25 protein-coding genes and 1 other annotated feature are annotated in these 26,625 nt (G+C 45.5%); of the genes, 1 reads left to right on the forward strand and 24 read right to left on the reverse strand.

Going from position 1 to position 26,625, the window contains the following annotated elements; translation table 11 throughout:
* Positions 1 to 22: 22 nt before the first annotated feature.
* Both ASD40_RS09315 and lspA read right to left on the reverse strand, forming a co-directional pair.
* A complete protein-coding gene (locus ASD40_RS09315) occupies positions 23 to 973 on the reverse strand; it encodes an RluA family pseudouridine synthase (RefSeq protein WP_057303034.1) in 951 nt (316 codons plus the stop codon).
* Positions 948 to 1,466 (reverse strand): signal peptidase II, encoded by a 519-nt coding sequence (gene lspA / locus ASD40_RS09320; protein WP_057303035.1) that lies wholly within the window; start codon positions 1,464 to 1,466, stop codon positions 948 to 950. The genes ASD40_RS09315 and lspA overlap by 26 nt, the downstream gene beginning before the upstream one ends.
* Positions 1,467 to 1,617: 151 nt before the next feature.
* Between lspA and ASD40_RS09325 the strand changes: the two genes are divergently transcribed.
* Positions 1,618 to 2,361, forward strand: coding sequence for a molecular chaperone DnaK (locus ASD40_RS09325; RefSeq protein ID WP_057303036.1), 744 nt, complete (start codon positions 1,618 to 1,620; stop codon positions 2,359 to 2,361).
* 51 nt (positions 2,362 to 2,412) lie between these two features.
* Here ASD40_RS09325 and ileS read toward each other — a convergent pair whose 3' ends face one another.
* From ileS to ASD40_RS09435, 22 genes are all read right to left on the reverse strand, one after another.
* Positions 2,413 to 5,181 (reverse strand): isoleucine--tRNA ligase, encoded by a 2,769-nt coding sequence (ileS, locus tag ASD40_RS09330; protein ID WP_057303037.1) that lies wholly within the window; start codon positions 5,179 to 5,181, stop codon positions 2,413 to 2,415.
* Positions 5,182 to 5,247: 66 nt separating this feature from the next.
* Positions 5,248 to 5,495: a binding site (T-box leader), on the reverse strand.
* Positions 5,496 to 5,566: 71 nt separating this feature from the next.
* Entirely contained in the window at positions 5,567 to 6,043 is a 477-nt protein-coding gene (locus ASD40_RS09335) for a DivIVA domain-containing protein (RefSeq protein ID WP_057303038.1), read from the reverse strand.
* 156 nt (positions 6,044 to 6,199) lie between these two features.
* Positions 6,200 to 6,982 carry a YlmH family RNA-binding protein gene (locus ASD40_RS09340; RefSeq protein WP_057303039.1) on the reverse strand — a complete coding sequence of 261 codons (783 nt, stop codon included), beginning with the start codon at positions 6,980 to 6,982 and terminating at the stop codon, positions 6,200 to 6,202.
* A 2-nt stretch (positions 6,983 to 6,984) separates the two neighbouring features.
* Positions 6,985 to 7,224, reverse strand: coding sequence for a YggT family protein (locus ASD40_RS09345; protein ID WP_057303231.1), 240 nt, complete (start codon positions 7,222 to 7,224; stop codon positions 6,985 to 6,987).
* A 65-nt stretch (positions 7,225 to 7,289) separates the two neighbouring features.
* A complete protein-coding gene (locus tag ASD40_RS09350) occupies positions 7,290 to 7,712 on the reverse strand; it encodes a cell division protein SepF (protein WP_057303040.1) in 423 nt (140 codons plus the stop codon).
* Positions 7,713 to 7,750: 38 nt separating this feature from the next.
* Positions 7,751 to 8,437, reverse strand: a complete 687-nt coding sequence (locus tag ASD40_RS09355; RefSeq protein ID WP_057303041.1) for a YggS family pyridoxal phosphate-dependent enzyme — start codon at positions 8,435 to 8,437, stop codon at positions 7,751 to 7,753.
* Between the two features lie 44 nt (positions 8,438 to 8,481).
* Positions 8,482 to 9,327 (reverse strand): peptidoglycan editing factor PgeF, encoded by an 846-nt coding sequence (gene pgeF / locus ASD40_RS09360; RefSeq protein WP_057303042.1) that lies wholly within the window; start codon positions 9,325 to 9,327, stop codon positions 8,482 to 8,484.
* 120 nt (positions 9,328 to 9,447) lie between these two features.
* Positions 9,448 to 9,747, reverse strand: a complete 300-nt coding sequence (locus ASD40_RS09365) for a YlmC/YmxH family sporulation protein (protein ID WP_047672367.1) — start codon at positions 9,745 to 9,747, stop codon at positions 9,448 to 9,450.
* Between the two features lie 135 nt (positions 9,748 to 9,882).
* Complete coding sequence (gene sigG, locus ASD40_RS09370) at positions 9,883 to 10,665, reverse strand: RNA polymerase sporulation sigma factor SigG (RefSeq protein ID WP_057303043.1); 783 nt, start codon at positions 10,663 to 10,665, stop codon at positions 9,883 to 9,885.
* A gap of 161 nt (positions 10,666 to 10,826) precedes the next feature.
* The gene (gene sigE / locus ASD40_RS09375; RefSeq protein WP_047672364.1) at positions 10,827 to 11,549 is read right to left on the reverse strand and encodes an RNA polymerase sporulation sigma factor SigE; all 723 of its coding nucleotides are present in this window, start codon (positions 11,547 to 11,549) and stop codon (positions 10,827 to 10,829) included.
* Between the two features lie 141 nt (positions 11,550 to 11,690).
* Positions 11,691 to 12,614 (reverse strand): sigma-E processing peptidase SpoIIGA, encoded by a 924-nt coding sequence (gene spoIIGA, locus ASD40_RS09380; RefSeq protein WP_057303044.1) that lies wholly within the window; start codon positions 12,612 to 12,614, stop codon positions 11,691 to 11,693.
* A 234-nt stretch (positions 12,615 to 12,848) separates the two neighbouring features.
* A complete protein-coding gene (gene ftsZ, locus ASD40_RS09385) occupies positions 12,849 to 13,970 on the reverse strand; it encodes a cell division protein FtsZ (RefSeq protein WP_029196512.1) in 1,122 nt (373 codons plus the stop codon).
* A 30-nt stretch (positions 13,971 to 14,000) separates the two neighbouring features.
* Positions 14,001 to 15,248, reverse strand: coding sequence for a cell division protein FtsA (gene ftsA, locus ASD40_RS09390; protein WP_057303045.1), 1,248 nt, complete (start codon positions 15,246 to 15,248; stop codon positions 14,001 to 14,003).
* A gap of 277 nt (positions 15,249 to 15,525) precedes the next feature.
* Positions 15,526 to 16,443 (reverse strand): cell division protein FtsQ/DivIB, encoded by a 918-nt coding sequence (locus ASD40_RS09395; RefSeq protein ID WP_082562156.1) that lies wholly within the window; start codon positions 16,441 to 16,443, stop codon positions 15,526 to 15,528.
* Between the two features lie 88 nt (positions 16,444 to 16,531).
* Complete coding sequence (gene murA, locus ASD40_RS09400; protein WP_057303047.1) at positions 16,532 to 17,800, reverse strand: UDP-N-acetylglucosamine 1-carboxyvinyltransferase; 1,269 nt, start codon at positions 17,798 to 17,800, stop codon at positions 16,532 to 16,534.
* 15 nt (positions 17,801 to 17,815) lie between these two features.
* The gene (gene murB, locus ASD40_RS09405) at positions 17,816 to 18,721 is read right to left on the reverse strand and encodes a UDP-N-acetylmuramate dehydrogenase (RefSeq protein WP_057303048.1); all 906 of its coding nucleotides are present in this window, start codon (positions 18,719 to 18,721) and stop codon (positions 17,816 to 17,818) included.
* Between the two features lie 204 nt (positions 18,722 to 18,925).
* On the reverse strand, positions 18,926 to 19,996 hold the full coding sequence (locus tag ASD40_RS09410; RefSeq protein ID WP_057303049.1) for an undecaprenyldiphospho-muramoylpentapeptide beta-N-acetylglucosaminyltransferase: 1,071 nt from the start codon (positions 19,994 to 19,996) through the stop codon (positions 18,926 to 18,928).
* Between the two features lie 7 nt (positions 19,997 to 20,003).
* A complete protein-coding gene (gene spoVE, locus ASD40_RS09415; RefSeq protein WP_057303050.1) occupies positions 20,004 to 21,101 on the reverse strand; it encodes a stage V sporulation protein E in 1,098 nt (365 codons plus the stop codon).
* A gap of 99 nt (positions 21,102 to 21,200) precedes the next feature.
* Entirely contained in the window at positions 21,201 to 22,595 is a 1,395-nt protein-coding gene (murD, locus tag ASD40_RS09420) for a UDP-N-acetylmuramoyl-L-alanine--D-glutamate ligase (RefSeq protein WP_057303051.1), read from the reverse strand.
* A gap of 3 nt (positions 22,596 to 22,598) precedes the next feature.
* The gene (gene mraY / locus ASD40_RS09425) at positions 22,599 to 23,534 is read right to left on the reverse strand and encodes a phospho-N-acetylmuramoyl-pentapeptide-transferase (protein WP_057303232.1); all 936 of its coding nucleotides are present in this window, start codon (positions 23,532 to 23,534) and stop codon (positions 22,599 to 22,601) included.
* 99 nt (positions 23,535 to 23,633) lie between these two features.
* Positions 23,634 to 25,031, reverse strand: coding sequence for a UDP-N-acetylmuramoyl-tripeptide--D-alanyl-D-alanine ligase (locus tag ASD40_RS09430; protein WP_057303052.1), 1,398 nt, complete (start codon positions 25,029 to 25,031; stop codon positions 23,634 to 23,636).
* Positions 25,028 to 26,515 (reverse strand): UDP-N-acetylmuramoyl-L-alanyl-D-glutamate--2,6-diaminopimelate ligase, encoded by a 1,488-nt coding sequence (locus ASD40_RS09435; RefSeq protein WP_057303053.1) that lies wholly within the window; start codon positions 26,513 to 26,515, stop codon positions 25,028 to 25,030. Before ASD40_RS09435 ends, ASD40_RS09430 begins: the two co-directional genes overlap by 4 nt.
* Positions 26,516 to 26,625: the final 110 nt, after the last annotated feature.

Raw genomic sequence — 26,625 nt, forward strand, 5'->3', positions numbered from 1 at the left:
TCCTCTCCCACTCTGAAGAACCCTAGGATGTTCGAATTGTTTGCAGAAGATTGTCCATATCAGTTGGAATTGGCGCTTCAAATTGCAGCCATTCCTCTGTACGCGGATGCTTAAAGCCTAGAATGGCAGCATGCAGCGCCTGACCATCCATCAGCATCCCTTTGCTCTTACCATACATTGGATCACCAACAAGCGGGTGACCAATGAATTTCATATGCACACGAATTTGATGGGTTCTTCCTGTTTCCAGCTTCAGCTCCACCAAGGTAAAATCACCAAACCGTTCGATTACTACGAAATGAGTTACAGCATGCTTACTATTTTTCTCCGTTACTGTATACATCTTACGGTCATTTGAATCGCGACCGATCGGAGCGTCAATCGTACCTTGATCATGCTGTAGATTCCCATGTACCAAGGCAATATATTTGCGATTGACCGTATGAGCCTTTAACTGCTCAGCTAAGCTAGCATGTGCTTTGTCGTTCTTTGCTGACATGATAAGACCGGATGTGTCCTTATCAATCCGATGTACAATTCCAGGACGCAGCTCTCCATTGATGCCAGATAGATCCTTACAATGATACATCAATGCGTTAACCAATGTACCTGAGTAATGACCAGGCGCTGGATGAACGACAAGTCCCCTCTGTTTATTGATCACGATGACATCAGTGTCTTCGTATACCACATTAAGCGGAATGTTTTCCGCAGCAAGCTCAACACCCTGGGGTTCAGGAATGCGCAAAGAAATAACATCTTGTTCAGACAGCTTATAGTTTGGTTTTATGGCTTTCCCATTCACTTTAACATGCCCGTCTTTGACCCATTGCTGGACGAGTGTTCTTGATACATCTTCTTCCAATGCTTCGGTAATGAATTTATCAATACGTTCACTGGCATACTGCCCTTCAACCGTCCATTCGATAACATCATTTGCCGCGGCCTCAGATGAGGTCTGATTTGTGTTCATTCGTTGCTCCTTTTTTCTCTTTTCTCCAAGTAAGTAACGATTCTAAGAAAATCAGGATTACCCCGATCACAATGGCCGAATCAGCTAAATTGAAAATCGGATAAATATAATAAATGGCTTTGCCGAACAAGCTAAAATCAAAGGTAAACTGCAGGAAATCCACAACTTCACCGAATAAAGCTCGATCAATGAAATTACCGATTGCACCTCCTAGTAGAAGACTAAGCGCAAAAGATAGCAAAACTTTTCTTTCACGGATCGTTCGACGCATGTACCAGAGAATACCAATCACTACAATAAGGGTAATCACGATGAAAAACCATCTTTGGTTTTGCAAAATGCCAAATGCCGCGCCTCTATTACGATGCGACGTCAGGATAAAGAAATCACCCAGTACTGGACGCTCCTCGCCAAGCGGAATCCGTTTTACAATAAACCATTTGGATACTTGATCCAAAATAAATACGATGAGCGCATAAAAATAATATTTCATTATCTTTTCCTCCTAAGAGTGCTTTAGCAAAACTTATTTCGTAACAAGTTCCTTATTTCCTTAGTTTCAAGGAATTACCTCACTAAAAAAAGCTGTCACTCGGCATTATAACGGTATGCATCAGCTGTAAGAAAGGAGCTGTACACGACCTATGAGCCATTTATCCGAGGAGCAATTAAAAGAATTATATTTGCAATTATTGGAGGAAAAGGTTTATCTCGAGAAACATTTTGCCATAAATGATAATTATGGCCTGTCCAATTCTTTTAAAGATAGTACGGGAGAGCTCTCCATGTACGATAATCATCCAGGAGATATCGCCACAGAAATTTACGAACGGGAAAAAGATATTTCACTCAACGAACATGCTGAATTTCATTTAAATCAAGTCAATGAAGCCTTAGCTCGCATGGAGAGTGGAGAATACGGTATATGTGTGTTCAGTAAACAACCGATTCCCTTTGAGCGTCTTCAAGCTATCCCTACAACCATTTACAGCTTAGAACACGTTCCAGATCCTGACCGGTCATTCAGAAGACCTGTTGAAGAACAAATACTCTACCCACCTTTTGGCCGAACCAGCTTTGACGAACGTGACGATGAGACCGAATTCGATGGGGAAGATGCCTGGCAAATCGTTGAAAGTTGGGGCACCTCCAATTCGCCTGCCTTTGCTGAAGATCCCAATGTGGATCACTATAATGAAATGTATGTGGAAGCCGATGAGCACGTTGGTTATGTTGAGTCCTTTGAGAGCTTTGTTGCGACAGACCTGTATGGTGAACATGTCACTATTGTTAGAGGCAAGGCCTACAATGATTATATGCATAAAGGCGAGGGCGATCCTCTACTCGAACCAGAAAACCTTTCCTACTCGGAGGATGAGCAGCTCTAGAAAAAATAGGACTAACGAGCTTCGCATAAGCGAAAGCTCGTTTGCTTCCTTTTACTCGTGGTAATGAGCCGAAACAACGTCATTACATCTGGCACAAAGTGTCGGATGTTCTTTACTTTGCTCCACCTCAGGAGTCACTATCCAGCAGCGCTCGCACTTCTCGCCTTCAGCTACAGTGATAGCAATGGCAGCGTCCTTCGATTGATACACCTCAGCAGGAGTCTTTGTTCCGGGTTTATGCAGGCTCACAGCAGACACGATGAACAACTGATCCAATTGCTCCAATTGCATTAGTAAGTCGTAAGTAGCTTCATTCGGATATAGATGAACAGCAGCTCCTAATGAGTTACCGATGACCTTCTCTTTACGTGCTTCTTCGAGAGCTTTGAGAACTTCATCTCTAACATCAAGGAAGCTATTCCATTTATTTTCCAATTCTTCGTTGTATAAGCTTGAATCCACTTCCGGCAATTCTGCTAACTGCACGCTGCTAAGCTCAACTCCAGGAATGTACTTCCATACTTCATCAGCAGAATGCGGAAGAATAGGTGAGATCAGTTTCGTGATCGCAATTAAAGAAGCATATAACACGGTTTGCGAAGCTTTCCGAGCTGGATCATGAGGAGCGTTTGCATACAAACGGTCCTTGATAATATCTAGGTAGAATGAGCTCATTTCAACCGCGCAGAAATGATGAATCGTTTGGTAAACGACATGGAATTCATACGCTTCATAAGCCTTTACTACCTTCTCAATCATGCGATTCAAACGAATCAAGGCATAACGGTCGAGCTCCGACAAACTCTCCGTCGCTACGCGATCTGTTTCTGGATTAAAATGACTCATGTTCCCCAGCAGGAAACGCATTGTGTTGCGAATTTTACGGTAGACTTCCGTCGTTTGGTTCAAGATATTATCCGAGATCCGGTGATCCGATTGATAATCGACTGAGGATACCCACAGACGCAGAATATCAGCGCCTAGCTTACCACACACAACATTCGGATCAATCGTGTTTCCGATCGACTTGGACATTTTCCGTCCTTCTCCATCCAGTGTAAATCCATGGCTGAGAACGCCTTTATAAGGCGATTTCTCTCTTGTGGCAACACCTGTAATGAGTGAAGAGTTGAACCAACCACGGTACTGGTCAGAACCTTCTAGGTACAGATCCGCAGGCCACTGCAGCTCAGGACGCGATTCAAGGACAGCTACATGGCTAGAACCAGAATCAAACCATACATCCATGATATCCGTTTCCTTACGGAACTCACCATGACCACATTTGGAGCAGCTAGTTCCCTGAGGAAGAAGATCCTTCTCCTCCTTGATAAACCAAGCATTTGAGCCTTCTTGTTCAAATAACTGAGCTACATGTTCAATGGTTTGCTCATTGACAAGCGGTTCGTTACAGCTTCGGCAGTAGAAAATTGGAATAGGAACACCCCATGCACGCTGCCTCGAGATACACCAGTCTCCACGATCTGCAATCATGTTATGCAGGCGGATTTCGCCCCACTCTGGCGTCCACTTCACTTGCTTGATCTCATCCAGCATCTCTTGTCTGAATTTATCGATGGACGCAAACCATTGCTCTGTTGCTCGATAAATAACAGGCTTCTTCGTGCGCCAATCATGAGCGTATTGATGCTGAATTTCGCCAGCTTTAAGCAATAGACCTGATTCTTGCAGCTTTTCGATAATCAGCTTGCCGCCTTTTTCGTAGAACATGCCTTCAAAACCCGGTGCTTCAGCTGTGAAATGCCCTTGATCGTCAACAGGACACAGCACTCCGATGTTATAACGTTGTCCAATTGCGAAATCGTCTTCCCCGTGTCCAGGAGCTGTGTGTACGCAACCTGTACCCGCTTCCAGTGTGACATGCTCGCCAACCATCACAAGCGATTCACGGTCATAGAACGGATGCTGGCACGTAACGAACTCAAGCTCACTGCCTTTAACCGTCGACAATACTTCGTAATCGGTCCAGCCAATTTCCTTAGCTGCTGCTGCAAGCAAGCCTTGTGCAAGTACATATTTCTTCCCACCGGCTTGAACAACAGCATAATCGAACTCAGGATGAAGTGAAATGCCCAGGTTTGCAGGCAGTGTCCATGCCGTTGTCGTCCAGATCACAATCGCAGCATCCTGCGGCAGCTTGCCTTTGCCGTCTTTAACAGGGAACGCTACATAAATGGAAGTGGAGGTTTTTTCTTTGTACTCAATCTCAGCTTCTGCAAGGGCACTTTCGGAAGATGGGGACCAATAGACAGGCTTCAAGCCTTTGTAGACAAAGCCTTTTTGCACCATTTTACCGAACACTCGAATTTGCTGAGCTTCATAGTTCGGCTGCAGTGTGATATACGGATTCTTCCAGTCTCCGCGGATACCCAGACGCTGGAATTGGCTCTTCTGTTTCTCAACAGACTGCAAAGCATACTCTTTGCAATATTCACGAAACTCAGGGACGGTCATTTTTTTACGATCAACTTTTCCGCTATTTGTAATGACTTGCTCAATCGGCAAGCCATGCGTATCCCAGCCTGGAACGTAAGGTGCATCAAAACCTTGCAGCGTTTTAAATCGCACGATGATATCTTTTAACACCTTGTTCAGCGCATGTCCGATATGAATATCGCCGTTCGCGTACGGCGGTCCGTCATGGAGAATAAACTTGGTTCTGCCCTTACGACTCTCCTGTACTTTGGCATAGATGTCATCAGCTTCCCAATGCTCTTGCATTTTCGGTTCCGCCTGCGGCAAATTGCCTCTCATCGGAAACACCGTTTGCAATAAATTTAATGTTTTGCCATAATCCATGCCAACCACTCCATTCCTGCCTCAATCTTTATGTTGTCATACAAACAAAAAAAGCCTCTCATCCCCAAAAGGGACGAGAAACTTTAGCTCGCGGTACCACCCTCGTTAAAAAGCTAAATGAACTTACACCTCTGGTGTAATGAACACAAGCTTAATCACTCGATCATGTGTAACGGCATGACCCGTTTCTCTCTACTCGCTTCAAGAGACGCTCCTGGGGGATATTCGGTACGCTGCAGAGATTAGGTTCACACCAATACCCTAATTCGCTGACACTGCTAATACGACCTACTCGTTCCAGTCATAGCTTTGCTGAGATACATTTAACAGGAGTATAACCAATTCGTTAGGCATAGTCAATATGACAGCTACCTAATATCGATTCCTACTCTTCTTTATTTTCAAACTGCATACTTTGCCAGCCTTCTGTGCCCAGCAGCTCTAATTGTGCTTCAAGCAGTGTACGGAAGCGTGTGCGATATATGGAGGCTTGTTTCTTTAACTCTTCAATCTCCAAAGCAACCTTGCGTGAACGCGTCAAGGATTCGTTAATAATCCGGTCTGCATTCTTCTCAGCTTCCTTCAAGATCAGCTGTGCTTCTTTTTTGGCATTACTTCGCACTTCATCCGCAGCTTCTTGCGCAACGATAATCGTTTTGCTAAGTGATTCCTCAATATTCGTGAAATGGTCCAAACGTTCCTGTAGTGTCACCGTTTGATTCTGCAAGTCTTTATTCTCACGAATCAATGCCTCGTAATCCTTAATGACTTGATCCAGGAATTCATTCACTTGATCTTCATCATAACCGCGGAACGAGCGGGAAAACTCCTTATTATGTATGTCTAGCGGTGTTAATGGCATCAGTGCCCCTCCTTAGCGTTTTGCGCAGCAAAACTGACTTCGTAAGTATAAGCTGAGCTTTCTTCCAAGAAAGCTAGTTTGAACCCACATCTATACTGAATCAGTTCGACAGAAAATAAGCAATTCCTGCAAAGTTCGTGGATAAATGTTCCACATTCATGCAAATTTGCCGATCTTCACACGAATTCGTCCTTTTTTCGTTACGCCTTCCACTTCAAGCACCTTAAATCTGCCAAATCCTTGCAAAGACACCATGTCCCCCTCTTTAAGAGGCTTACTAGGATCTTCCTCCAGCTTCCAATTGACGCGACAGCGTCCAGCTTGAATGGGAACCAGTATTTTAGCTCGGCTTAGCCTGAATACATCGCTTACAATCCCGTCCATGCGCATCGATGCAACAGACAGACTCAGCTCGTCCAATTGTACTTGAGCAAGTTCCAGCTTATCTAACGCCAGCAATTCTGTCTGTACATGAACCCTATGTACTTGGGACAAGTTCAAATGCAGGTAATCCGCAGCATCCTGGGTAACCAAACAATGGCAGCCGCCCTCTATAACATGAATATCGCCAACCTTGTCTCGCTTCATGCCGAGTCCAAGAATGGCGCCCATGTAATCTCCATGTTCTAATGTTAGAAATTTGCCGTCTCCGGAAGAAACGGACAAGACCGCCATTGCCATATCTTCCCCATCCAAAGATCGGTAATCTGGGGCAATCAGAGCCCTTCTTCGTTCCGCGGCCGAGTATCCGCCATCTAGACGGCAGTGCACATCAGGGTGCCGATTCACGAGTGATGTCAGTATAAAAGCCTGTCTGGGATCTAGAAAATCCGTTAACTTTACAGCATGCTGTTCAGCTGCACGTTCTACCCAATCCCAGGCTTTATCGACAAAATGGTGTTCATCCGAATGAAAATGACCATAGAGTTCTTTTGGCAATGTTAGAACAACCCCACAATGAAATCGAGCACAGCTATAATCCCCATAACCACAAATCGCAGTGCGATTAAGGCCACAATCGGCGAAAGATCAATGAACCCTATGCTTGGAATGATTTTCCGGAAAGGGCTTAAATACGGTTCAACCAATTTTCCAAGGAGTCCTCCAACGAAGCTATCACGTGCATTAGGAAACCATGAGAGGATCAAATAGCCGATAATCATGAAATAATAAATTTCCATCAAAATACTAAGATAATAGTGAACGTAATTCACGTATGCATCCACCTCTGTGTTAGGATATGCGCCTATTCTTCACCCATCATCTCGGAGATGTGACCATGAATATCAACTGAATCTGGAGTACAGAGGAAGATATTTGGTCCTAGTTTGGATATAGACCCACTCAAAGCATATACCGTCCCGCTTAAGAAATCTACGATACGTATGGCTTGATCACCACGAACTCGCTGCAAATTGACGATCACAGCTCTTCTGGAGCGAAGATGATCTGCAATATCCTGTGTCTCTTCATAAGTTCGAGGTTCACTTAGCACGACACGTGCATTTTTCTGTGAATGAATGCTGACGACATTCGCCTTATTTTTATTACGTAATTCATAAGGATTGGTTTCAGGTTCTTCTGTGGCCTCCACAATACGCTCCCGCTCCACAACCTCTTCCTCTTCTTGCAGCCCAAGAAAATTCATAAATCGGTTATAAACACCCACTGTAGTTCCCTCCTTATCTTGTTCTTAAATCAGGTTAACTAAAGTTCTTTCCCTACTAAAACAGTACCCAAACGAACCCAAGTTGCACCTTCTTCAATTGCTACTTCAAAGTCTCCAGACATGCCCATGGATAACTCCGTTATCTCATACGGGAAAATTCTCCGTTGATTTAGATGGTCTCGCAATTCTCTCAATCCACGGAAGACAGGTCTTGTTGCATCGGCTTCCATCTCGTAAGGTGCCATGGTCATCAAACCTGTGATATGTATATGTTTTAGCCCACTAACTTCTGCAGCAAAATCAAAGAAATGCTCAGGTGCAATACCATACTTTGACTCTTCGCCGGAAACATTCACTTGCAATAAACAATTCACTTCAATTCCCAAAGCTGCAGCCTGCTTGTCCAGTTCTTTGGCTAGAGAAATCCGATCCAACGAGTGAATATAGGCGAATTTGCCAATGACGTCCTTTACTTTATTCGTTTGCAAATGTCCAATGAAATGCCAGGTTCCCCGTTCGTGGAGCGCTTCCCACTTCGGCTTTACATCCTGCCAGCGATTCTCACCGATGTGCAGAAGTCCTGCATCCAAAACGCTTTTGGTCGTCTCTAAGGAAACGTATTTCGTTACAGCAATAATCTTAGCTTCGTTCTCTTTCCGTCCTGACCGCTTACATGCTGCGGCGACACGGGCTTCAACCTCATCTTTACGGGATAGTAAACTCACTTATGCAGACACCTCAATTCAACGCTGTGCTTGCATCAATCTCCTCAAAGAAGACCAATCCAAGCAATCATTCTACCTGTAGAACCGCCTTCTTTTCGATGTGAAAAAAAGAGATCCGTGCTACAACTCGTACATAACTGAGATACTTCGATATGGGACGACAAAATTCCTGCTTGCAGTAACAATTTTCGGTTCAATTCTTGCAAATTCAGCATATACTTGCCATTTCCTTTGTCGACCATAACAGTTTGACGCTCTTCAGATGATGCTTTGACATCCGAAAGTACATGGTTCACACGATTAGCTACAGTCTCATCAACCTCATAGCAGCAAGCTCTTATGGATGGACCAATTGCCGCGCGAATGTCTGAGGCCTGACTACCAAAAGTATGTGTCATTAAGGATATAGTAGCCATGGAAATGTTTAACACTGTGCCTTTCCAACCTGCATGAGCAAGCCCGGCAACACGCATAACAGGATCATAGAAAAATAACGGCACACAATCTGCAAATTGCGCACAAAGAACGATCCCCTTCTCACTCGTTATGAAGCCGTCCTTCGCCTGAATGGCCGTTTCCCTGGATGTTCTGCCCATGCCCTTTTCCTGTAGACTTACTACAGTGACTTCGTTACCATGCACCTGCTCTGCATACGTAAATGCTTCAAACGGCAGTCCAACGGTTTCAGCGATCAACTCACGATTCCTCACCACATGCTCTGGTACATCGTTCACATGCAACCCGCAATTAAGTGTCGAATACGGCGCCTGACTCACTCCGCCATGGCGGGATGTAAAACCAACTGTTAATTCCCTGTACTGCTCCATCCAGCTTGCGATCGTAAATAGGACTGGCCCCTCTTCTTTCGCTTGTTTCACAAATGGTTCCACGGTTGTCTCTCTCCCCACACTTGGATCTTTACTTCCTTTTACTTTAGCACAAAATAAAAAGACACACGATGTTTGCTTCGCCTGCCCATAAAGCAGCAGCCTTCGCTCGTGTGCCTTCCGTCAATTACGGAATTGCTGATTGAACTCATAAACACCTTCGTTATCATCCGTTTGACGATAAGGCCGGACATCTTCTAATTTCACAAGAACGACATCCGCACCGATTTTCACAATATGCTTCCAAGGTATAATGACATCTGTCCCTGAACCAAACAACCCGAAAAATCGGCTTTGATTAGGTACAACAATCGATTCGATACGACCCTGACGCAGATCAAGCTCCAAATCACTGATTTGCCCGAGCTTTTTACCATCGACAATATTGATTACATCTTTCGTCTGGAAATCAGATATTTTCATGAGGCTATTCACCACGAATCTCATTAGGATTTTTAACTGATTTTGTACTAGTATATGTGCGGTGTGGGCAAAATGTCCTGAAAACCAAAAAAAGACCTTCACGGCTTGTCACAGCCGATCCAGTCTTTATGTTAATTACGATTTCACATGTTTCTGCATCTGACAGATGGCCGATTTCTCAAGCCTGGAAACCTGAGCTTGGGAAATGCCGATCTCATCGGCAACCTCCATCTGCGTTTTCCCTTCAAAAAATCGCATAGAGAGAATCATCTTCTCCCTAGCATTTAATTTACGCATAGCTTCACGAAGAGCAATCCCTTCAATCCACGACATGTCCTTATTGCGCTCATCACTGATCTGGTCCATAACATAGATGGGATCTCCGCCATCATGATAAATCGGTTCGAATAACGATACCGGGTCTTGAATGGCATCAAGCGCGAATACTACATCCTCCTTGGGCACATTAAGGGCCTCGGAGATTTCGTAGATCGTAGGCTCGCGTGAATTCTGATTCGTCAAGCTGTCTCTGACTTGCAGAGCCTTGTAAGCAATATCTCTTAAGGAACGAGAAACGCGAATCGGGTTATTATCTCGTAAGTAGCGGCGAATCTCACCTATAATCATCGGTACAGCATAGGTCGAGAACTTGACGTTTTGACTTAAATCAAAGTTATCAATGGCTTTCATCAAACCAATACAGCCAACTTGGAAGAGATCGTCCACATACTCTCCGCGATTGTTGAACCGCTGGATCACACTTAGAACTAACCTTAGGTTCCCATTGACCAATTTCTCTCTTGCAGCTCGCTCCTGTTTCGTCTGCAAATCAGAGAACAGTTCACGCATTTCAGCATTGGTCAGAACAGGCAGTTTGGCGGTATCAACACCACATATCTCAACTTTATTTCGGGTCACCGTGATTACCTCCCAAGGAGAAACATTACTGTTAATTATCCCCGTGAGCGGTTGATTTATTCCTGTCCTATCCCATGAAGAGCGACTTGACAAAAGGGTTTCGACTCGCTCCCTCCCGTGACTGCTGAACAATTTCGACATGACCCGTCAAAAAATATTTTTCAGACCATCTTATTAAATTCTTTACGAAGCCTTTTAATAATGCGCTTTTCCAATCTAGAGATATACGATTGTGAAATGCCCAGCAAGTCAGCGACGTCCTTTTGCGTTTTTTCCTCCCCGTCTTGCAGGCCAAAACGAAGCTCCATGATGATGCGTTCCCGCTCTGTTAACTTATCAAGTGCTTTATGAAGCAGCTTTCGATCTACCTGTTCTTCAATATTTCTGTAAATGGTGTCATTCTCGGTCCCTAAAACATCAGATAAAAGAAGTTCATTTCCGTCCCAATCAATATTAAGCGGTTCATCGAAAGAAACTTCCGTACGTATTTTACTGTTTCGTCTCAAGTACATGAGTATTTCATTTTCAATACAGCGGGAAGCATATGTAGCTAGCTTGATCTTTTTCTCAGGATCAAAAGTGTTCACCGCTTTAATTAGGCCGATGGCACCGATAGAAACCAAATCCTCGATATTGATGCCAGTATTTTCGAACTTTCTAGCTATATAGACAACCAATCTCAGGTTGCGCTCAATCAGCATAGCTCGCACTGCAGCATCCCCGGACGGTAACTTTTCCAATAAGTACTCTTCTTCTTCTCGCGTAAGTGGTGGCGGTAACGCCTCACTACCACCAATGTAGTAGATTTCTTCGCCTTTGAGACCTAATAGCATTAAAATACGATAGTACGCTAGTTGAAAAAGCATTTTCCACTTCAAGAACATGTTAGTTTCCTCCTAAGAGTTTTGCGTATGCAAAACTTTCATCGTAAGCATATGTAGAGTTTTGCTGCTAGCAAAACAAATTTCCTAAACCGAAGAAGTGGTGGTTTACGTTACTTATTACTCACCTTCATTTTGAAAGCGCTATCCTGCTGAAATCAAAGCTGGATGGATAATCGCTTGATAAGTGCCGTCACTGCATAGCTTTCCTCCATCAAGTCCGATAAGCACCTTAGACGCTTCAATTTGCAAATGATTATGGGTGATCACCACCTTATCCGGTTTAATGGCCAGCATGAATTGGGTATTCCGATTAACGCCACGGTATGGCACGAGACGCAATCGATCCTGCCAAACAAATTCCTCTACACCCAAACCACTTATGATCTGATCAACATCTGCCGATCGAATCCTTTGGAGCCATTCTACAGGCAATACATCCCCCCACTCAGACACTTCCATGACCATTACAGGGGTTCGTGTCAACGGGTCATACAATTGATTCCCCGTGTCTATTAAACCTTTACAAGAGGCTGTATAATCACCCACATGAATCGTTACTTCCGCCAAATAAGATGTCAACACCTCACGCTGTTTCGAACTCTGAAACACCGTTCGAAACCACCATAGCAAAGGTAAGAGCAGCACAAGCACAAACAGGAGGCCTCCAACCTGCACCTGAAACATGGCCACACCTGTTTGCGTAAACACAATCCCCTTCATCACATCAGACGAGGATGCCAGTACATAATGAATGCCGAACATACCACCGGCCACAGCAAAATTCACTAAAAGGAACGTTCCGATGTTTCTTAATAAATTTTGTAAGGAGCCAAACCCAAAAGCAGTCATAATCATACCGACACAGAACATACATTTCACAGAAAATGTAAAAAGAAATAACGGCACTGGCAAGAACATAATGACCACATAGGAAGCTCCCAAAACCGACGAACCTACGATTCTCCACCACTTGAACGATATTTTCCGCGTTTTAGCCGTTACGATAAGCATGGCCGCATCCATCAGAAAGTTCAGCAGGAAAATGAGATCCGCATAGACGACCACAATTTCCTCACCTCCAAGACGGATGCTTTTATAGTAATTTTTCTGACGAAACTTTAAGGTTCTAAATCAGTATATGGGAATCCAAATTCAAAGTCTGTCTAAACTTGCTAGTAGGATGATACTTTTTTTGTCAGTTGACGCGGCCTATTCCAAGCTAGAAAAGCCCTAAGAACAACAAAAAACCGAAGCCTCTACATCATGTAGGGCTTCGGTCTCTTTACAAATATTGTGTAATTATTTGTCGGTATTCCGTCCGCGATTACGCAGAAACGTCGGAATATCTAATTGGTCGTTAGAAGGTTGTGAACCAAAAGGTTTCAAGTTGTTCAAACGATTGTCTGGTGCAGGAGTTTCTGGTTGACCCGTGCCAGGACGTTTGATCGGTTGATGAACAGGCGCTGCCTTATGCTCGAAACCAGTTGCAATAACAGTAACGAGAATTTCATCTTTGAGTTTATCATCAATGACAGCTCCGAAAATCATGTTCACTTCGATATCAGATGCAGATGCAACGATATCAGCTGCTTCATTGACTTCGTACAAGCTGAGATTCACGCCACCCGTAATGTTCATCAGAACCCCGCGCGCTCCTTCAATGGAAGTTTCCAACAAGGGGCTGGAGATCGCTTTCTTAGCTGCTTCAGCTGCACGATTCTCACCTGTTGCCACACCGATACCCATGAGGGCCGAGCCGCGCTCTGTCATAATCGTTTTGACATCCGCAAAATCGAGATTGATTAATCCAGGTACAGCAATTAAGTCTGAGATCCCTTGTACACCTTGACGAAGTACGTTATCTGCTTCGCGGAAAGCTTCAAGCATAGGTGTCTTCTTATCTACAATCTCTAGTAGACGATCATTCGGGATAATAATAAGCGTGTCTACTTTCTCTTTCAATGCTGCAATTCCTTGCTCAGCTTGCAAAGAGCGTTTGCGTCCTTCAAACGTGAACGGACGTGTAACAACACCCACTGTTAAAGCGCCTACTTCTTTGGCGATTTCAGCAATCACCGGTGCTGCTCCAGTACCCGTACCGCCACCCATACCGGCTGTAACGAATACCATGTCTGCGCCGCGAAGCGTATTCAGAATTGTCTCCCTTGACTCTTCTGCCGCTTTCTTACCTACTTCAGGGTTCGCACCTGCACCTAGACCGCGTGTCAGTTTATCCCCGATTTGTAATTTATGCACAGACTTAGCTAAGTGTAAAGCTTGAGCATCTGTATTAACGGTGATAAACTCAACGCCTTTAACACCGTTCTCGATCATCCGGTTTACTGCATTGCTTCCGCCGCCACCAACACCGATGACTTTTATTTGAGCCAATTGGTCTAAATCCATATCAAATTCAAACATGTGAGTCATATCCCCCTAACTTTGCGTTCACTATATAAATTCACTGAAAAAATTTTTTACCCGTTCAAGAAAACCTGGTTTATTACTATCGGAGGATTTTTTTGCTGTTGTCTTCGTTACTACTTTCTTCGAGAAACCCGAATTCCGATTTTTCATATATTTGGATACGAATTGAATGATACCAACGCCACTCGTGTAGGAAGGATCACGTACTCCAATGAAATCCGGAACAGCGATACGTACAGATGTTGCAAGTTCAGCTTGTGCGACCGCAAGTATGCCTGGCATACAAACCGTTCCGCCTGTAAGCACATAACCACCAGCTAAATCACCATATCCTAAACGATGAACTTCCGCACGAATCATTTGGAAAATTTCTTCAACACGGGGTTCAATAATATTCGCGAGGTCTACTTGCGAAAACTCTTTTTCCACATTGCTTCCCATTCTCGTAACCTTAAAGACTTGATCGGGCGCTGAATCATCTACAGAAGCACAACCGTATTTCAGCTTTATTTTCTCTGCGATTTCGAGCTGAGTCCGGAGTCCAATTGCGATATCATTACTGATGTACTCGCCACCGATTTGAATCGTCGACGTTGCCACAAGATTACCTTGTTCAAATACAGCAATCGTTGCTGCCCCTGCACCTACATCAACAAGAACCGTTCCAACAACTTTCTCATCCTTTGATAAGGCTAACTGTCCAGATGCTAGCGACATCAAGATGAGGCCTGCAACCTTCAGTTCGGATTTTTCCACAACACGGATTAAATTATGTATCCCTGTCTTCGCTCCAGTGATAATTGTTGCTTCCACTTCTAAGCGAACACCAATCATGCCACGAGGATCATTAATACCTTCTTGTCCATCTACTAAGTATTGCTTAGGTACAACTCCAATAATTTCACGTTCGGGAGGTAATGCGATGACTCTAGCCGCCTGAATAACACGATCAATATCCTCTTCTCCGATTTCTCGGTCTTCATTAGAAACAGCGACAACACCATGACTAGATTGAAGAGCAATATGATTACCTGAAATTCCTACGTAAACCTCGGAAATTTGTACGCCGACCATTCGTTCAGCATGATCGACAGCGCTGCGAATTGAATTCACAGTTTGATCAATATCAACGATTGCGCCTTTACGAATACCCTCTGACTCGGCAGATCCCACACCTATTATATTAATGGTTCCGTTTACGACTTCCCCAATAATAGCTCGAACCTTGGATGTACCGATGTCTAAACTAACAATGATGTCATTGTTGCTCAAGCCCCTGGCACCTCCTGTAACTTGGGTAATAAAGTGAATTCCTCACAAATACTTCTATACGTATTCCACACAACCGCCATATTCCCTCTTTTTTCTACATTTTTTTTGCTAGTAAAAAAAGTCATTTACATATCTAGTCTTAATGATGAGAAAATGATATAGATCCTGTCTAGTAAATACTTAAATCAATGTAATGAACTGATAGATACCTAATTAACCATAAATCTAATTTTAACATTATTTTAAGTGATTGAGTAGCCCATTAAACGTTTTTTTGTCAGGAAGGACGCGCTGTTTCCTTTGGTGATGGTTTGGGCGTCGCTTTTGGAGTCGCCTTCGGGCTTGTCTTACCCCCATCTTTGTTCGAATCAGGTGTAGGACTTGGGGAATTGCCCCCAGCTTTCTGACCGGATGAATTGTTCGCTTCATTTTTGGAATCTTCATTGGGTTCGAAAGGAGCGTGATATTCTACTTCTAGCATTTTGATAACACCACTCGTAATATGATCTTCTTGTAAGCTTGCTATATAAGCAGGTAAATTGTCAATTTTCTCAGGTAAATAGGCAATGGTTGTATACACTTCAAATTGGGATCTTGTGTACAGTTTGATCTTGTCAGGGTATGGTTCCGATGGGTCCGGTTTAATTTCGGATATGTCAGAAAGCGCACTCTCCGGAATTTCTCCAAGCACTTTGCAAAGTGCGGCCTTATTCGGATCGCCGTCTGTCCACCCCGTCAAAATTGGCATATCTAAGGGAATGCTTCCTGCAGAAAGCTGCACGACAGCACCATCAGCAAGCACAGCCTGCTTCTTACCATCTGCTCCAATTTGGAACGCCACTTTCGGGAATTCTTCTACATTAATACGGATAATACCTGGAAAATGCTTCTTCACGACGGCTGTTTTGATCATAGGCATCTTGGCAATGCGCTGCTGGATAGCTTGTGAGCTAACTGCAAAGAAACGATCACCGATAGCAATTTGACTAGCTTGTCCAATTGCTTCTGAGGCCATGAGTTCATTTCCTTCAACCTCAATGGCACTTATTCGGCTAAGGGAAGATTGAAAAAACAAAATGATAAGAACAGTGATGAAAAAAACGAACAAGAAAATGAGCAGCTTCCGATTCGTACGCGCACGCGGCTTAGGAACAGGCAGAGTGGGTACTTTGCGGTCTTCTGACAAGATGGGCACCACCTATTATTTTCGTATGATAAACAAATGAAAACCGTGTATCCCCACCTGCAAGCAGGAAGGGATCCGCGGAAGTCATTCAAACATTCTACTCGCTTGGGACGGGTGATTGGCGATGCACGGAGGCTCCCAGCATGGAAAGCATATGTTCAATTCTATCATAGCCTCTATCAATATGATGAATTTGCTCAACGATCGTTGTGCCATGCGCAGCCAGACCGGCAATAACAAGCGCTGCACCGGCTCGCAAATCAGTCGCTTCAACTGTAGCTCCATATAGCCTTGGAACCCCTCGGATAAAGGCTGAACTCATATCTACACGGATATCCGCTCCCATACGGGAAAGTTCATCAACGTGTTTAAATCTACCTTCGAATATCGTTTCTTTCATTACGCTCAGTCCATCTGCTAGAGATAACAGCACCATGACTTGCGATTGAAGATCCGTTGGAAAGGACGGATGCGGTGAAGTAACAATTCGTTCGACCGGCTTCGGTCTAGTCGGACAGCTTACATGTATTATATCACCGTCCGTGATGATTTGAACACCTGCGCGCTTGAGGACATGGATAACCGAGGTTAAATGAGCAGGGTTCACCTTTTCCAAGGTTATATTTCCCTTCGTCGCAGCTGCTGCAACAAGGAATGTTCCGGCTACAATACGATCGGGTATGATGCGGTATGCGCAAGGAGACAATGACTCCACTCCGCGAATCGTAATGGTGTCCGTACCTGCGCCAATGATATCGGCGCCCATCGCATTCAGGAAGTTTTGCAAATCCTGAATCTCAGGCTCACGGGCAGCATTGTAAATCGTTGTGATGCCCTCTGCCTTAACAGCAGCCATCATAATATTTTCTGTTGCACCAACACTTGGGAAGTCTAGAACAATCTCGCTGCCGTGCAATGAATCTGCCTTACAAACAATTTTGTTGGCGAATTCTTCAATGTTGGCTCCTAGAGCCTGCAGACCTTTAAGGTGCAAATCGATTTTACGTTCACCAATCGCGCAGCCACCCGGTTGATAGACCGTAACACTGCCGAATCTAGCGAGTAGCGGACCCATTAGAAAGATGGAAGAACGCATCTGCCCCATCAATTCTTCTGGGATATGAGAGGAATGAGCTGTGGATGTTGTAATGGATACTGTATCCCCTTGCTGCTCAGCACGACAGCCCAGCGCGCGAAGAATGCGCAGCATGGTGTCAATATCGAGCAAATTAGGAACATTATGCAAGGTATGAGTGCCGCTAGCCAGGATGCAGGCTGCTAAAATTGGTAATGCGGCGTTTTTCGCGCCGTGTATCTGGATGGCTCCCGTAAGAGGTCTTCCACCTTCGATAACGAGCTTCTCCAAAGTTCCACCTCCGATTTACCTCTCACCCATCACCAGAACTTCCGGTACTAGCGATATGCCGTACTGTTTCTGTACGATTAGCTGTACCTCGCCTATGAGAGTGAGAACGTCCTCGGCTGTAGCATCTCCAGTATTAACAATGAAATTGGCGTGAAGCTTAGAGATTTCAGCTCCACCGACACGTTTGCCTTTCAGGCCAGCTTCTTCGATGAGCTTAGCTGCGAATCCCCCTTCGGGGTTGCGAAATACACTCCCAGCGCAAGCTAATTGAAGCGGTTGCGTGCGGAGGCGCCGATCCCGGTAAGCCGCCATGGCTCCCGCTATTTCTTTGCGCTCTCCAACCTGTAATTCAAAGACAGCTTCCGTTACAATGCCAGGCAATGTTTGCAGAATGGAATGTCGATAGGCATACTGCAAATCCTCCGCCTGCATCGTGACCAATTCCCCTGTGTCCAGGATGACTTCAGCCTGCTTGAGTATGCGTGACACATCGGACCCATGAGCCCCTGCATTCATGTAGACGGCGCCTCCCACAGAACCGGGAATGCCAGAAGCAAACTCCAGTCCGGTTAAACCCTCTTTGGCCGCTAGTACGGACAATTTAATGAACGAATAGGAACCACCTGCGTAGACCATCGCACCATCAAAGCGAAGCGTTTCTAACGCATTGCCAAGTTTAATAACGACCCCTCTAATGCCTTTATCACTTACAAGCAGGTTAGATCCTCTACCGATGACCGTCCATGGAACACCGCGTTCATATAGAAATCGGATGACAGCAGCTACCTGCTCTTTCGTTTGGGGGATAACGAGGCAATCAGCCGGACCGCCGATTTTCCATGTCGTATAAGGGGCTAGTCGTTCATTCGTTCGAATCTCGCCAATATTTGCTGCCTGTAAGTCGGATATTAACTGTTGCATGGGAAAACCTCCTTCACAGAACGTAGGGCGAAATTATCTTGAAAAGCAGCTTCAAGCTTCATAATTTCATAATACGGACCGAGTCGAAGATGGCCGGTCTTCGTTGTTTGGCGCCATATTAAGCCTTAGGTGTCTGTCACGGTTATAGTGTAGTTTATGTAAAATCGGATAGAGTGTGACAATCGCCTATTCGGTTTAGTAAAATCAAGGCGATAAGCTATAAGTTTCAATCAGTTTTACGATTGATGCAACCGCATCGCTTTCTTTTCGCGATTGCATCGCTGCCTTGTAGGCCTCTCGATTCGTATGAAGAGCTTCCACACGCTCTACGAGCGTATCGGCTGTTAAGGCTTCTTCTTGTATAACGTCCGCGTAGCCAGCTTTCTGAAAGGATTCCGCATTTAGAATCTGGTCTCCTCGACTTGCCTGCAGCGATAAAGGAATAAGCAGCATTGGCTTTTCCATGACTAAAAATTCATAAATAGATGTGGCACCGGCTCTTGAAATAACAAGCTCTGTCATTGCCAAAATATCGGGGAGCTCTTCATTCAAATACTCGAATTGTTTATACCCCCGGGTATTAGCAAGCTCTGATGCAATATTGCCTTTCCCGCATAGGTGTACGATCTGAAATTGAGCAAGTAATTGCTCCAGGTTGCCTCTGACAGCTTGGTTAATCACTTGTGAGCCTAGGCTGCCGCCCATCACCAAAATGACCGGTTTTTGCGAATGAAAATCACAAAGCTGGTAAGCGCGAGACGCTTTACCACTGAGAATGTGTTCACGTATCGGTAAACCTGTCAGCTCAGCCTTGTCTCTTTGAACATGCTGTAAGGACTCCGGAAAGGTTACGCAGACCTTGGTTGCAAAAGGAATTGAAATTTTGTTCGCAAGCCCTGGCGTTATATCCGACTCATGAATAATCACCGGAATTTTATTCATCCGACTGGCAAGAACGACCGGGACGGAAACGAACCCGCCCTTCGAAAAGACGATGGCGGGCTTCAAACGACGGAGCAATCTATAAGACTCATAGACGCCTTTCATCACTTTGAAAGGGTCTTTGAAATTTTTCAGATCAAAATATCGACGTAATTTTCCAGACGAAATCGAATAAAAAGGTACCCCTTCGCGTTCAATGATGTCTTTCTCGATGCCCGTAGCCGAACCTATGTATTTAATTTCCCAACCTAACTGCGCAAGCTTATGCATCAGCGCTATGTTAGGTGTAACATGTCCTGCGGAGCCTCCTCCGGTAAAGACAATCGTTTTCATTCCCCTGTCACCTCGAATAGCGGGATATATTGAGCAGGATGCCGACCGATGTCAGCATAAGCGTCAATGAAGACCCTCCTGCACTTATGAATGGCAAAGTAATGCCGGTTACCGGGAACATCCCAATAACAACACCAATATTAATAATGACTTGAACGGCAATCATGCCGATAATGCCTACAGCGATCAAACTGGCAAACGTATCTGGTGCAGTAATAGCTGCCCGCATTCCGCGCCATACAAGAATCGTGAAGAGCAGCAGCACAAGCGTACCGCCGATAAATCCAAGTTCCTCAGCAATAATGGAGAAAATGAAGTCCGTTTGCGGCTCTGGCAAATAGCTGTACTTCTGACGGCTCATACCAAGACCAAGCCCTACAAGACCTCCCGGTCCAATCGCATAGAGTGATTGAATCGACTGATAACCTGCACCTAACGGATCCTGCCACGGATCCAAGAATGCTGTAATTCGCTTCAAACGGTATGGGGCGGCAATGACGAGTCCGATAAAACCCGCAACCCCTATCATACCTAGATAAGAGAGATGAAGCAATCTCGCCCCCGATGTGTAGATGATGAGCAGCGAAGCTCCGACGAGAACAGCACCTGTTCCAAGGTCAGGCTGCAGCATAATGAGACCGAACGCTAAGCCCATAATGCCAAGCGGTGGCAATAATCCTTTTCTGAATAAGGTTATTTTCGCTTGGTTTTCGGATAACAAGTTGGAGAGAAAGAGAATCATCCCAATTTTCATAAATTCGGACGGCTGAATACCAAAGGCACCAATACCTAACCAGCTTCTTGCCCCACCGCGAACAACCCCGATGCCGGGAATCAGAACGATAATCAACATGGCAAAGCAAACAAAAAGCGCTACTCGGGCAAACCTTTTCCAAACTAAATAATCAACATTCATCGTAAAAAACATGGCGATAACACCCAAAACAGCAAATATAAATTGACGTTTCAAGTAGTAAAGGGAGTCGCCAAATTCGCGAAATGCAAGAACACTGCTAGCGCTGTAAACCATAATAACGCCAATTGTCAAAAGCAACAAGGTTGGAACAATAATCCAAATGTCAGGAGCGGACCGTGCTTTACCCATAACAGACACCTCTTCGTGTGTTGTGGGCGTCATCCATGATACATATCAGCAAGCAGCGACAATATCGCCAACCAAACAGCATATGTGGATAAGCCCTATTTAAAGGTTATGCACGGACTCCTTAAACATGCGTCCCCTGTCCTCATAGGAGGGGAACATATCCCAGCTTGCACAAGCAGGTGAAAGTAGAACAATATCTCCAGGTTCACTCATTTGCCAGGCTAGCTGAACGGCTTGTGCCACCGCGTCCGCTGCATCCTTAGCAGTATCGACGGTTTGAATGCGGCTAATCCCTGCCATCTCGGCAATATGCGTAATTTTCTCTTTCGTTTGACCTAAAGTAACGATACCTTTAATCCGCTCACGAAAAGTAGGCAGAAGTTCCATATAATCTGACCCGCGATCCAAACCTCCTGCAATCAGAACAACACGCTGGTTGAACGCCTCAATCGACTTTATCGAGGCCGCTGCATTCGTCGCTTTGGAATTGTTATAGAAGGTCACATCCTTCAACTCTCTAACGAGCTCCAGACGGTGTTCTACGCCTTGGAAGCTTCTGAGCACATCTGCTATGGCATCCAGCTGAACACCAGCGGTAATGGCTGCTGCCGCCGCTGCTAACGCGTTCTCGACGTTAAAGCTGCCTGGGATCCCCATTTCACTTGCCGGCATTATCGGCTTCACTTGGCCTAGTTCATTTGCATAAACAATGACCTCAGTCTCTACATCGAAGTAGACGCCAAAAGCGAGCTTTTCTTTCATAGAAAAAGGGAACAGCTTAGCCTTCAGACTAGGAATTAATGACTGGCAGACCTCATCGTCCCAATTCAGGATTGCCGTATCTTCTTCGGTTTGATTCGCAAATATTTTAGCTTTCGAAGCGATATAGTCATCCATTGAACCATGATAATCCAGATGAGTTTCGTACACATTTAACAAAAGGGCAATCGTTGGTCGGAACGAAGTCGTTCCTTTCAGTTGAAAGCTGCTAAGCTCAACAACCATCCAGTTATCAGCTGTAACTTCAGGCGCAGCCTCGGTTAATGCGCGCCCGATATTACCCGCTACAACGGGAGATAAACCAGCTGCGTCCAGCATTAAACCAATCAATGTTGTCGTCGTGGTCTTGCCATTCGAGCCCGTTATACCAATAATTGGAGCTTCACAGAATTGATAAGCAACCTCAACCTCTGTCACGACTTCAATTCCGAGCTCTTGTGCTTTGCGAATCGGCTCTATCGTATAGGGAATTCCTGGGTTCTTCACAACGAGAGAAACACCCTCATGCACCAAGGACTCCGGATGAAAGCCGCATACAACAGAAATACCCAGAGCCGTAAGTTCGTCGGCTTCAGGGCATGCGCTTCGCTCTTTTTTGTCGTTGACCGTGACCAAGGCTCCTTTTTGATGAAAAAGCTTAGCCGCAGCGACTCCGCTGCGAGCCAAGCCCAAAATAATCACTTCAAGTCCACGATAATCCCGCGGATGCATCATGCTCTACAACACCTCATTCATATATAATCCGAGTACAGCAAGCACGAGACCTACGACCCAGAATGTGATAACAACGCGCCATTCCGACCAGCCAACCAATTCGAAGTGATGATGGATCGGACTCATTTTGAAAACACGCTTGCCTCTCGTCTTGAAAGAAACAACTTGGATCACAACAGAAAGAATTTCAACCAAGAACACACCGCCAACAATCGCAAGCAGCAGCTCAGCCTTGGTCAAAATGGCAACAGCCACAAGGCCGCCACCAATCCCGAGCGATCCCGTGTCACCCATAAATACTTTGGCTGGATGCGCATTAAAAACGAGAAAGCCGAGTACGGCCCCAACCATGGCTGCCGAAAAAATAGCCGCTTCCGGCTGCGTATTATTCATAGCAATAACCGTGTAAGCACCAAATGCAATGGCACTTGTCCCTGCAAGCAGTCCATCAAGACCATCTGTAAAATTCACCGCATTCGATGCACCCAACATCAGAATGGCCATTAACGGAAAGTACAACCAGCCTGGGTTGAAGTGGAAAGCCACAAATGGAATATATAAGTCCGTGCTGTGCCCTTGTATGACAAGCAGGTAACAAACAATGGCGGAGATCAAGAGCTGACCGAACAGCTTTTGTTTCGCTGTAAGACCAAGTGATCGCTTGAAAATAATTTTGATATAATCGTCGAGAAAGCCAACTAACCCATAGCCTAATGAGGCTATTAACAGGATTAGAAGATCCGTATTTTTATCCGCAAAACGAAGCGTAGCAAGGGCCAGCGCGAGTAAAATAATGACCCCGCCCATCGTCGGTGTCCCTTGTTTTTTCAGATGCCCTTGCGGGCCATCCTCACGAATTTGTTGTCCGAATTTCATACGCCGCAAAATGGGTATAAAAAGCGGTCCCATAATAAGCGCAAGCACAAAGGCTACGCCCATCGTTAATAAAATTGCGTTTTCCACGTTGGTTCCCCCTGCTCGTTTTCGTCTTTCGAAAACGATCTACTGTTTCATCTTATAATTAAATATAACCGCCATCTAGGCTAGTAAGGCATTAACCACATGTTCGAGACGCATGCCGCGCGAGCCTTTTACGAGCACAAGGTCATCGGCTCGTACCTCAGCCCCGAGCTCTGCCGCGAGCTGCTCTTTGTCATCGAAGGCGCGTACGCACGCCTTCGGGAATTGCTGAGCCGCTTCATCCGCGATGTAACGGCCAAGACGGCCGAACGTGAAGACATAGTCTACACGTTCCGGAGAGAGCATCCGGCCAATGCCGCGATGGAACTCCTCTTCGTGCTCACCAAGCTCCAGCATGTCGCCGAGCACGAGGAACTTGCGACCGAAGCCGCTCAGCTGCTCGGTCAAATCGATCGCTGCCCGCATGGATGCCGGGCTGGCGTTATACGCATCGTTAAGCACAGTCAGCCCTGAGGCTGCTGTCAGCTTCTCGATGCGCATGCTTGTCATCTGCAGCGAGCGAAGTCCCGCTGCAATTCCCTCGGGCGAGACGCCGAAGGCCTCGCCGATGGCAATGGCTGCTAACGCATTAATTACATTATGCGTGCCAAGCAAGGGAATGAACAATTCCGGGTACACCGGTGAATTGATCTGGAAGTGCGCCCCGTCCGCATCCATCTGGATGTCGGTCGGGAACAGATCATTGCCCGCGCCGCTGCCGAAGCGGATACGGCGCAGCCCCTCTGGCAGGCCTCGCTCCGCGAGGGCCTGTTCAACCAGCGGTTCGTCGCCGTTGTAGACGAACAGCCCACCGCTGGGCATTCCGCTAATAATCTCGGCCTTAGCCCGAGCTATTTCTTCCCGCGAGCCCAGCTGAAGCATGTGCGATTCGCCGATCATCGTAATGATCGACGCTTCCGGCTCAGCCAGATGGGATAGCAGTTCGATCTCACCACGTCCACTCATCCCCATCTCGACCACGGCGAATTGCGTGGTCTCCTCAAGCTCGAGCAGCGTGAGAGGTAAACCAATATGATTATTCAGGTTTCCCCTTGTTTTATGCACTTGAAACGTACTGCCCAAAACGGCGGCAACTAAATCTTTAGTCGTCGTTTTGCCATTACTCCCCGTAATGCCAATAATGCGAACCGGCAGCTGCTTGCGATAAGATTTAGCCAACTGCTGCAGAGCTGTTAGCGTATCCTTGACGCGAATGATAGGCATGCCTTCTGGGGGGTGAGGATGGTCATCTTGCCATAAGGCAGCCGCAGCACCCTTGCTGTAAGCATCTGAGGCATAAGCGTGACCATCGAAATGATCCCCGATCAGCGGCACAAACAAACTTCCTGGTCGTATTGTACGTGTGTCGGTAGATATACCCATTATTGATATATCCCTATCCGCTGACGTTGAGGTCACCAGCACACTTTCAACGCCTAGCATGTCTGTCATTTGTTCCAACGTGCGCTCTATCATCGTCCTCTCCCCCTTATCGCAGCCTTAGCCACCAATCGATCATCGAAATCATGCTTGACCCCCATGACATCCTGATACGTTTCGTGGCCTTTTCCCGCTATCAATATTACATCTTTAGGGCCTGCCCCTTCAATAGCCTTTTGTATCGCTTTTTTGCGATCCACGATTAATTCATACTGTTCCTTTGGGAAATTAACCTCTTTTAGACCAGGAACGATATCATCCAGAATGGCATCTGGATTCTCCGTACGCGGATTATCTGAAGTCACATATAAATAATCACTATACTTGGCCGTAACCTTACCCATAAGAGGGCGTTTCGTTCGATCACGGTCACCACCGCAGCCAAACACAGTAATTACCTTACCTTCTGCAAAGTCACGTACAGTTGACAGGGCATTCTCTAGTCCATCTGGGGTATGAGCATAATCAACCAAGACTAAGTAATCCTGTCCCTCATTCACAACCTCCATGCGCCCATCTACGACCGAAATATCTTCTAAACTATTCCGGATCGCTTCAAGGGGAATCCCTTCAGCCAGTGCCGCTGCAATGGACCCGAGCGCATTGTACACGTTAAATTTACCAACTAATTTCATTCTGAAAAAAGCCTCTCCCGCAAAGGAAATAAGCTGAAATTCCGTGCCTTGAGCCGTAATTCGAATCTTTGTCGCCCTTACATCACATTCGTTCTCTATCCCATATGTAATAATTTGCGCCGCTGTCAGCTTACTGAACGTATGGGAAGCAGCGTCATCCGCATTTAAAATAGCATACTGACGCTCTTTGAAATCAGCTGAGAAACCATTCCCCAATCTAGAGAAGAGCAAACCTTTTGCACCTGCGTAAGCATCCATCGTTTTGTGATAATCCAAATGATCTTGCGTTAAATTCGTAAAAATACCCGACCGGAAATGAATGCCCTTCACTCGACCTAATTCCAAAGCATGGCTGGACACTTCCATAATGCAGTAATCCGTCTTTTGTTCACACATTTGGCGAAAACTGCGCTGTAAATCAACAGCTTCTTGCGTTGTGCGCTCCATTTCTGTATAGGTATCGCCGATTTTCATTTGAATCGTTCCCATAAGTCCCGTCGTGAAGCCTTGATCCCGCAATATTTTCTCGATTAAATAGGTCGATGTCGTTTTGCCATTCGTACCCGTAATCCCAATTAATTTCAGTTCTTTGCTGGGATAGCCATAGAAATGGGCTGATAAAGCTGCCATTGCATATCTCGCATCTTTCACAACAAGCTGGGGAATTGGCAAGTCAAGGACTCTTTCCGTTACAAGCGCAGAAGCCCCAAGCGCAATCGCTTTTGGGGCATAATCGTGACCATCTGCTGTCAGTCCAGGGATGCATAGAAACAAATCCCCTGCTTTTATTTTACGAGAGTCTGCTTCAATCCCAGTAATCTCTGTTTCAGCATCTCCATGTATGTGGGTAATGAGCAGTGCGGAAGCAAGCTCCTGAAGTTTCATGAGCAACCCTCTCCTTAACGTTTTTGCTACCTATTATTGACAATTTTATGCCTATGGAAAAGCTAAACATGTCTTACTTGCAAATCTTTTTTCGGGCCGTCCAAACCAGA

Origin of the sequence: Paenibacillus sp. Root444D2, assembly GCF_001426375.1 — a bacterium.
Lineage (GTDB): Bacteria > Bacillota > Bacilli > Paenibacillales > NBRC-103111 > Paenibacillus_E.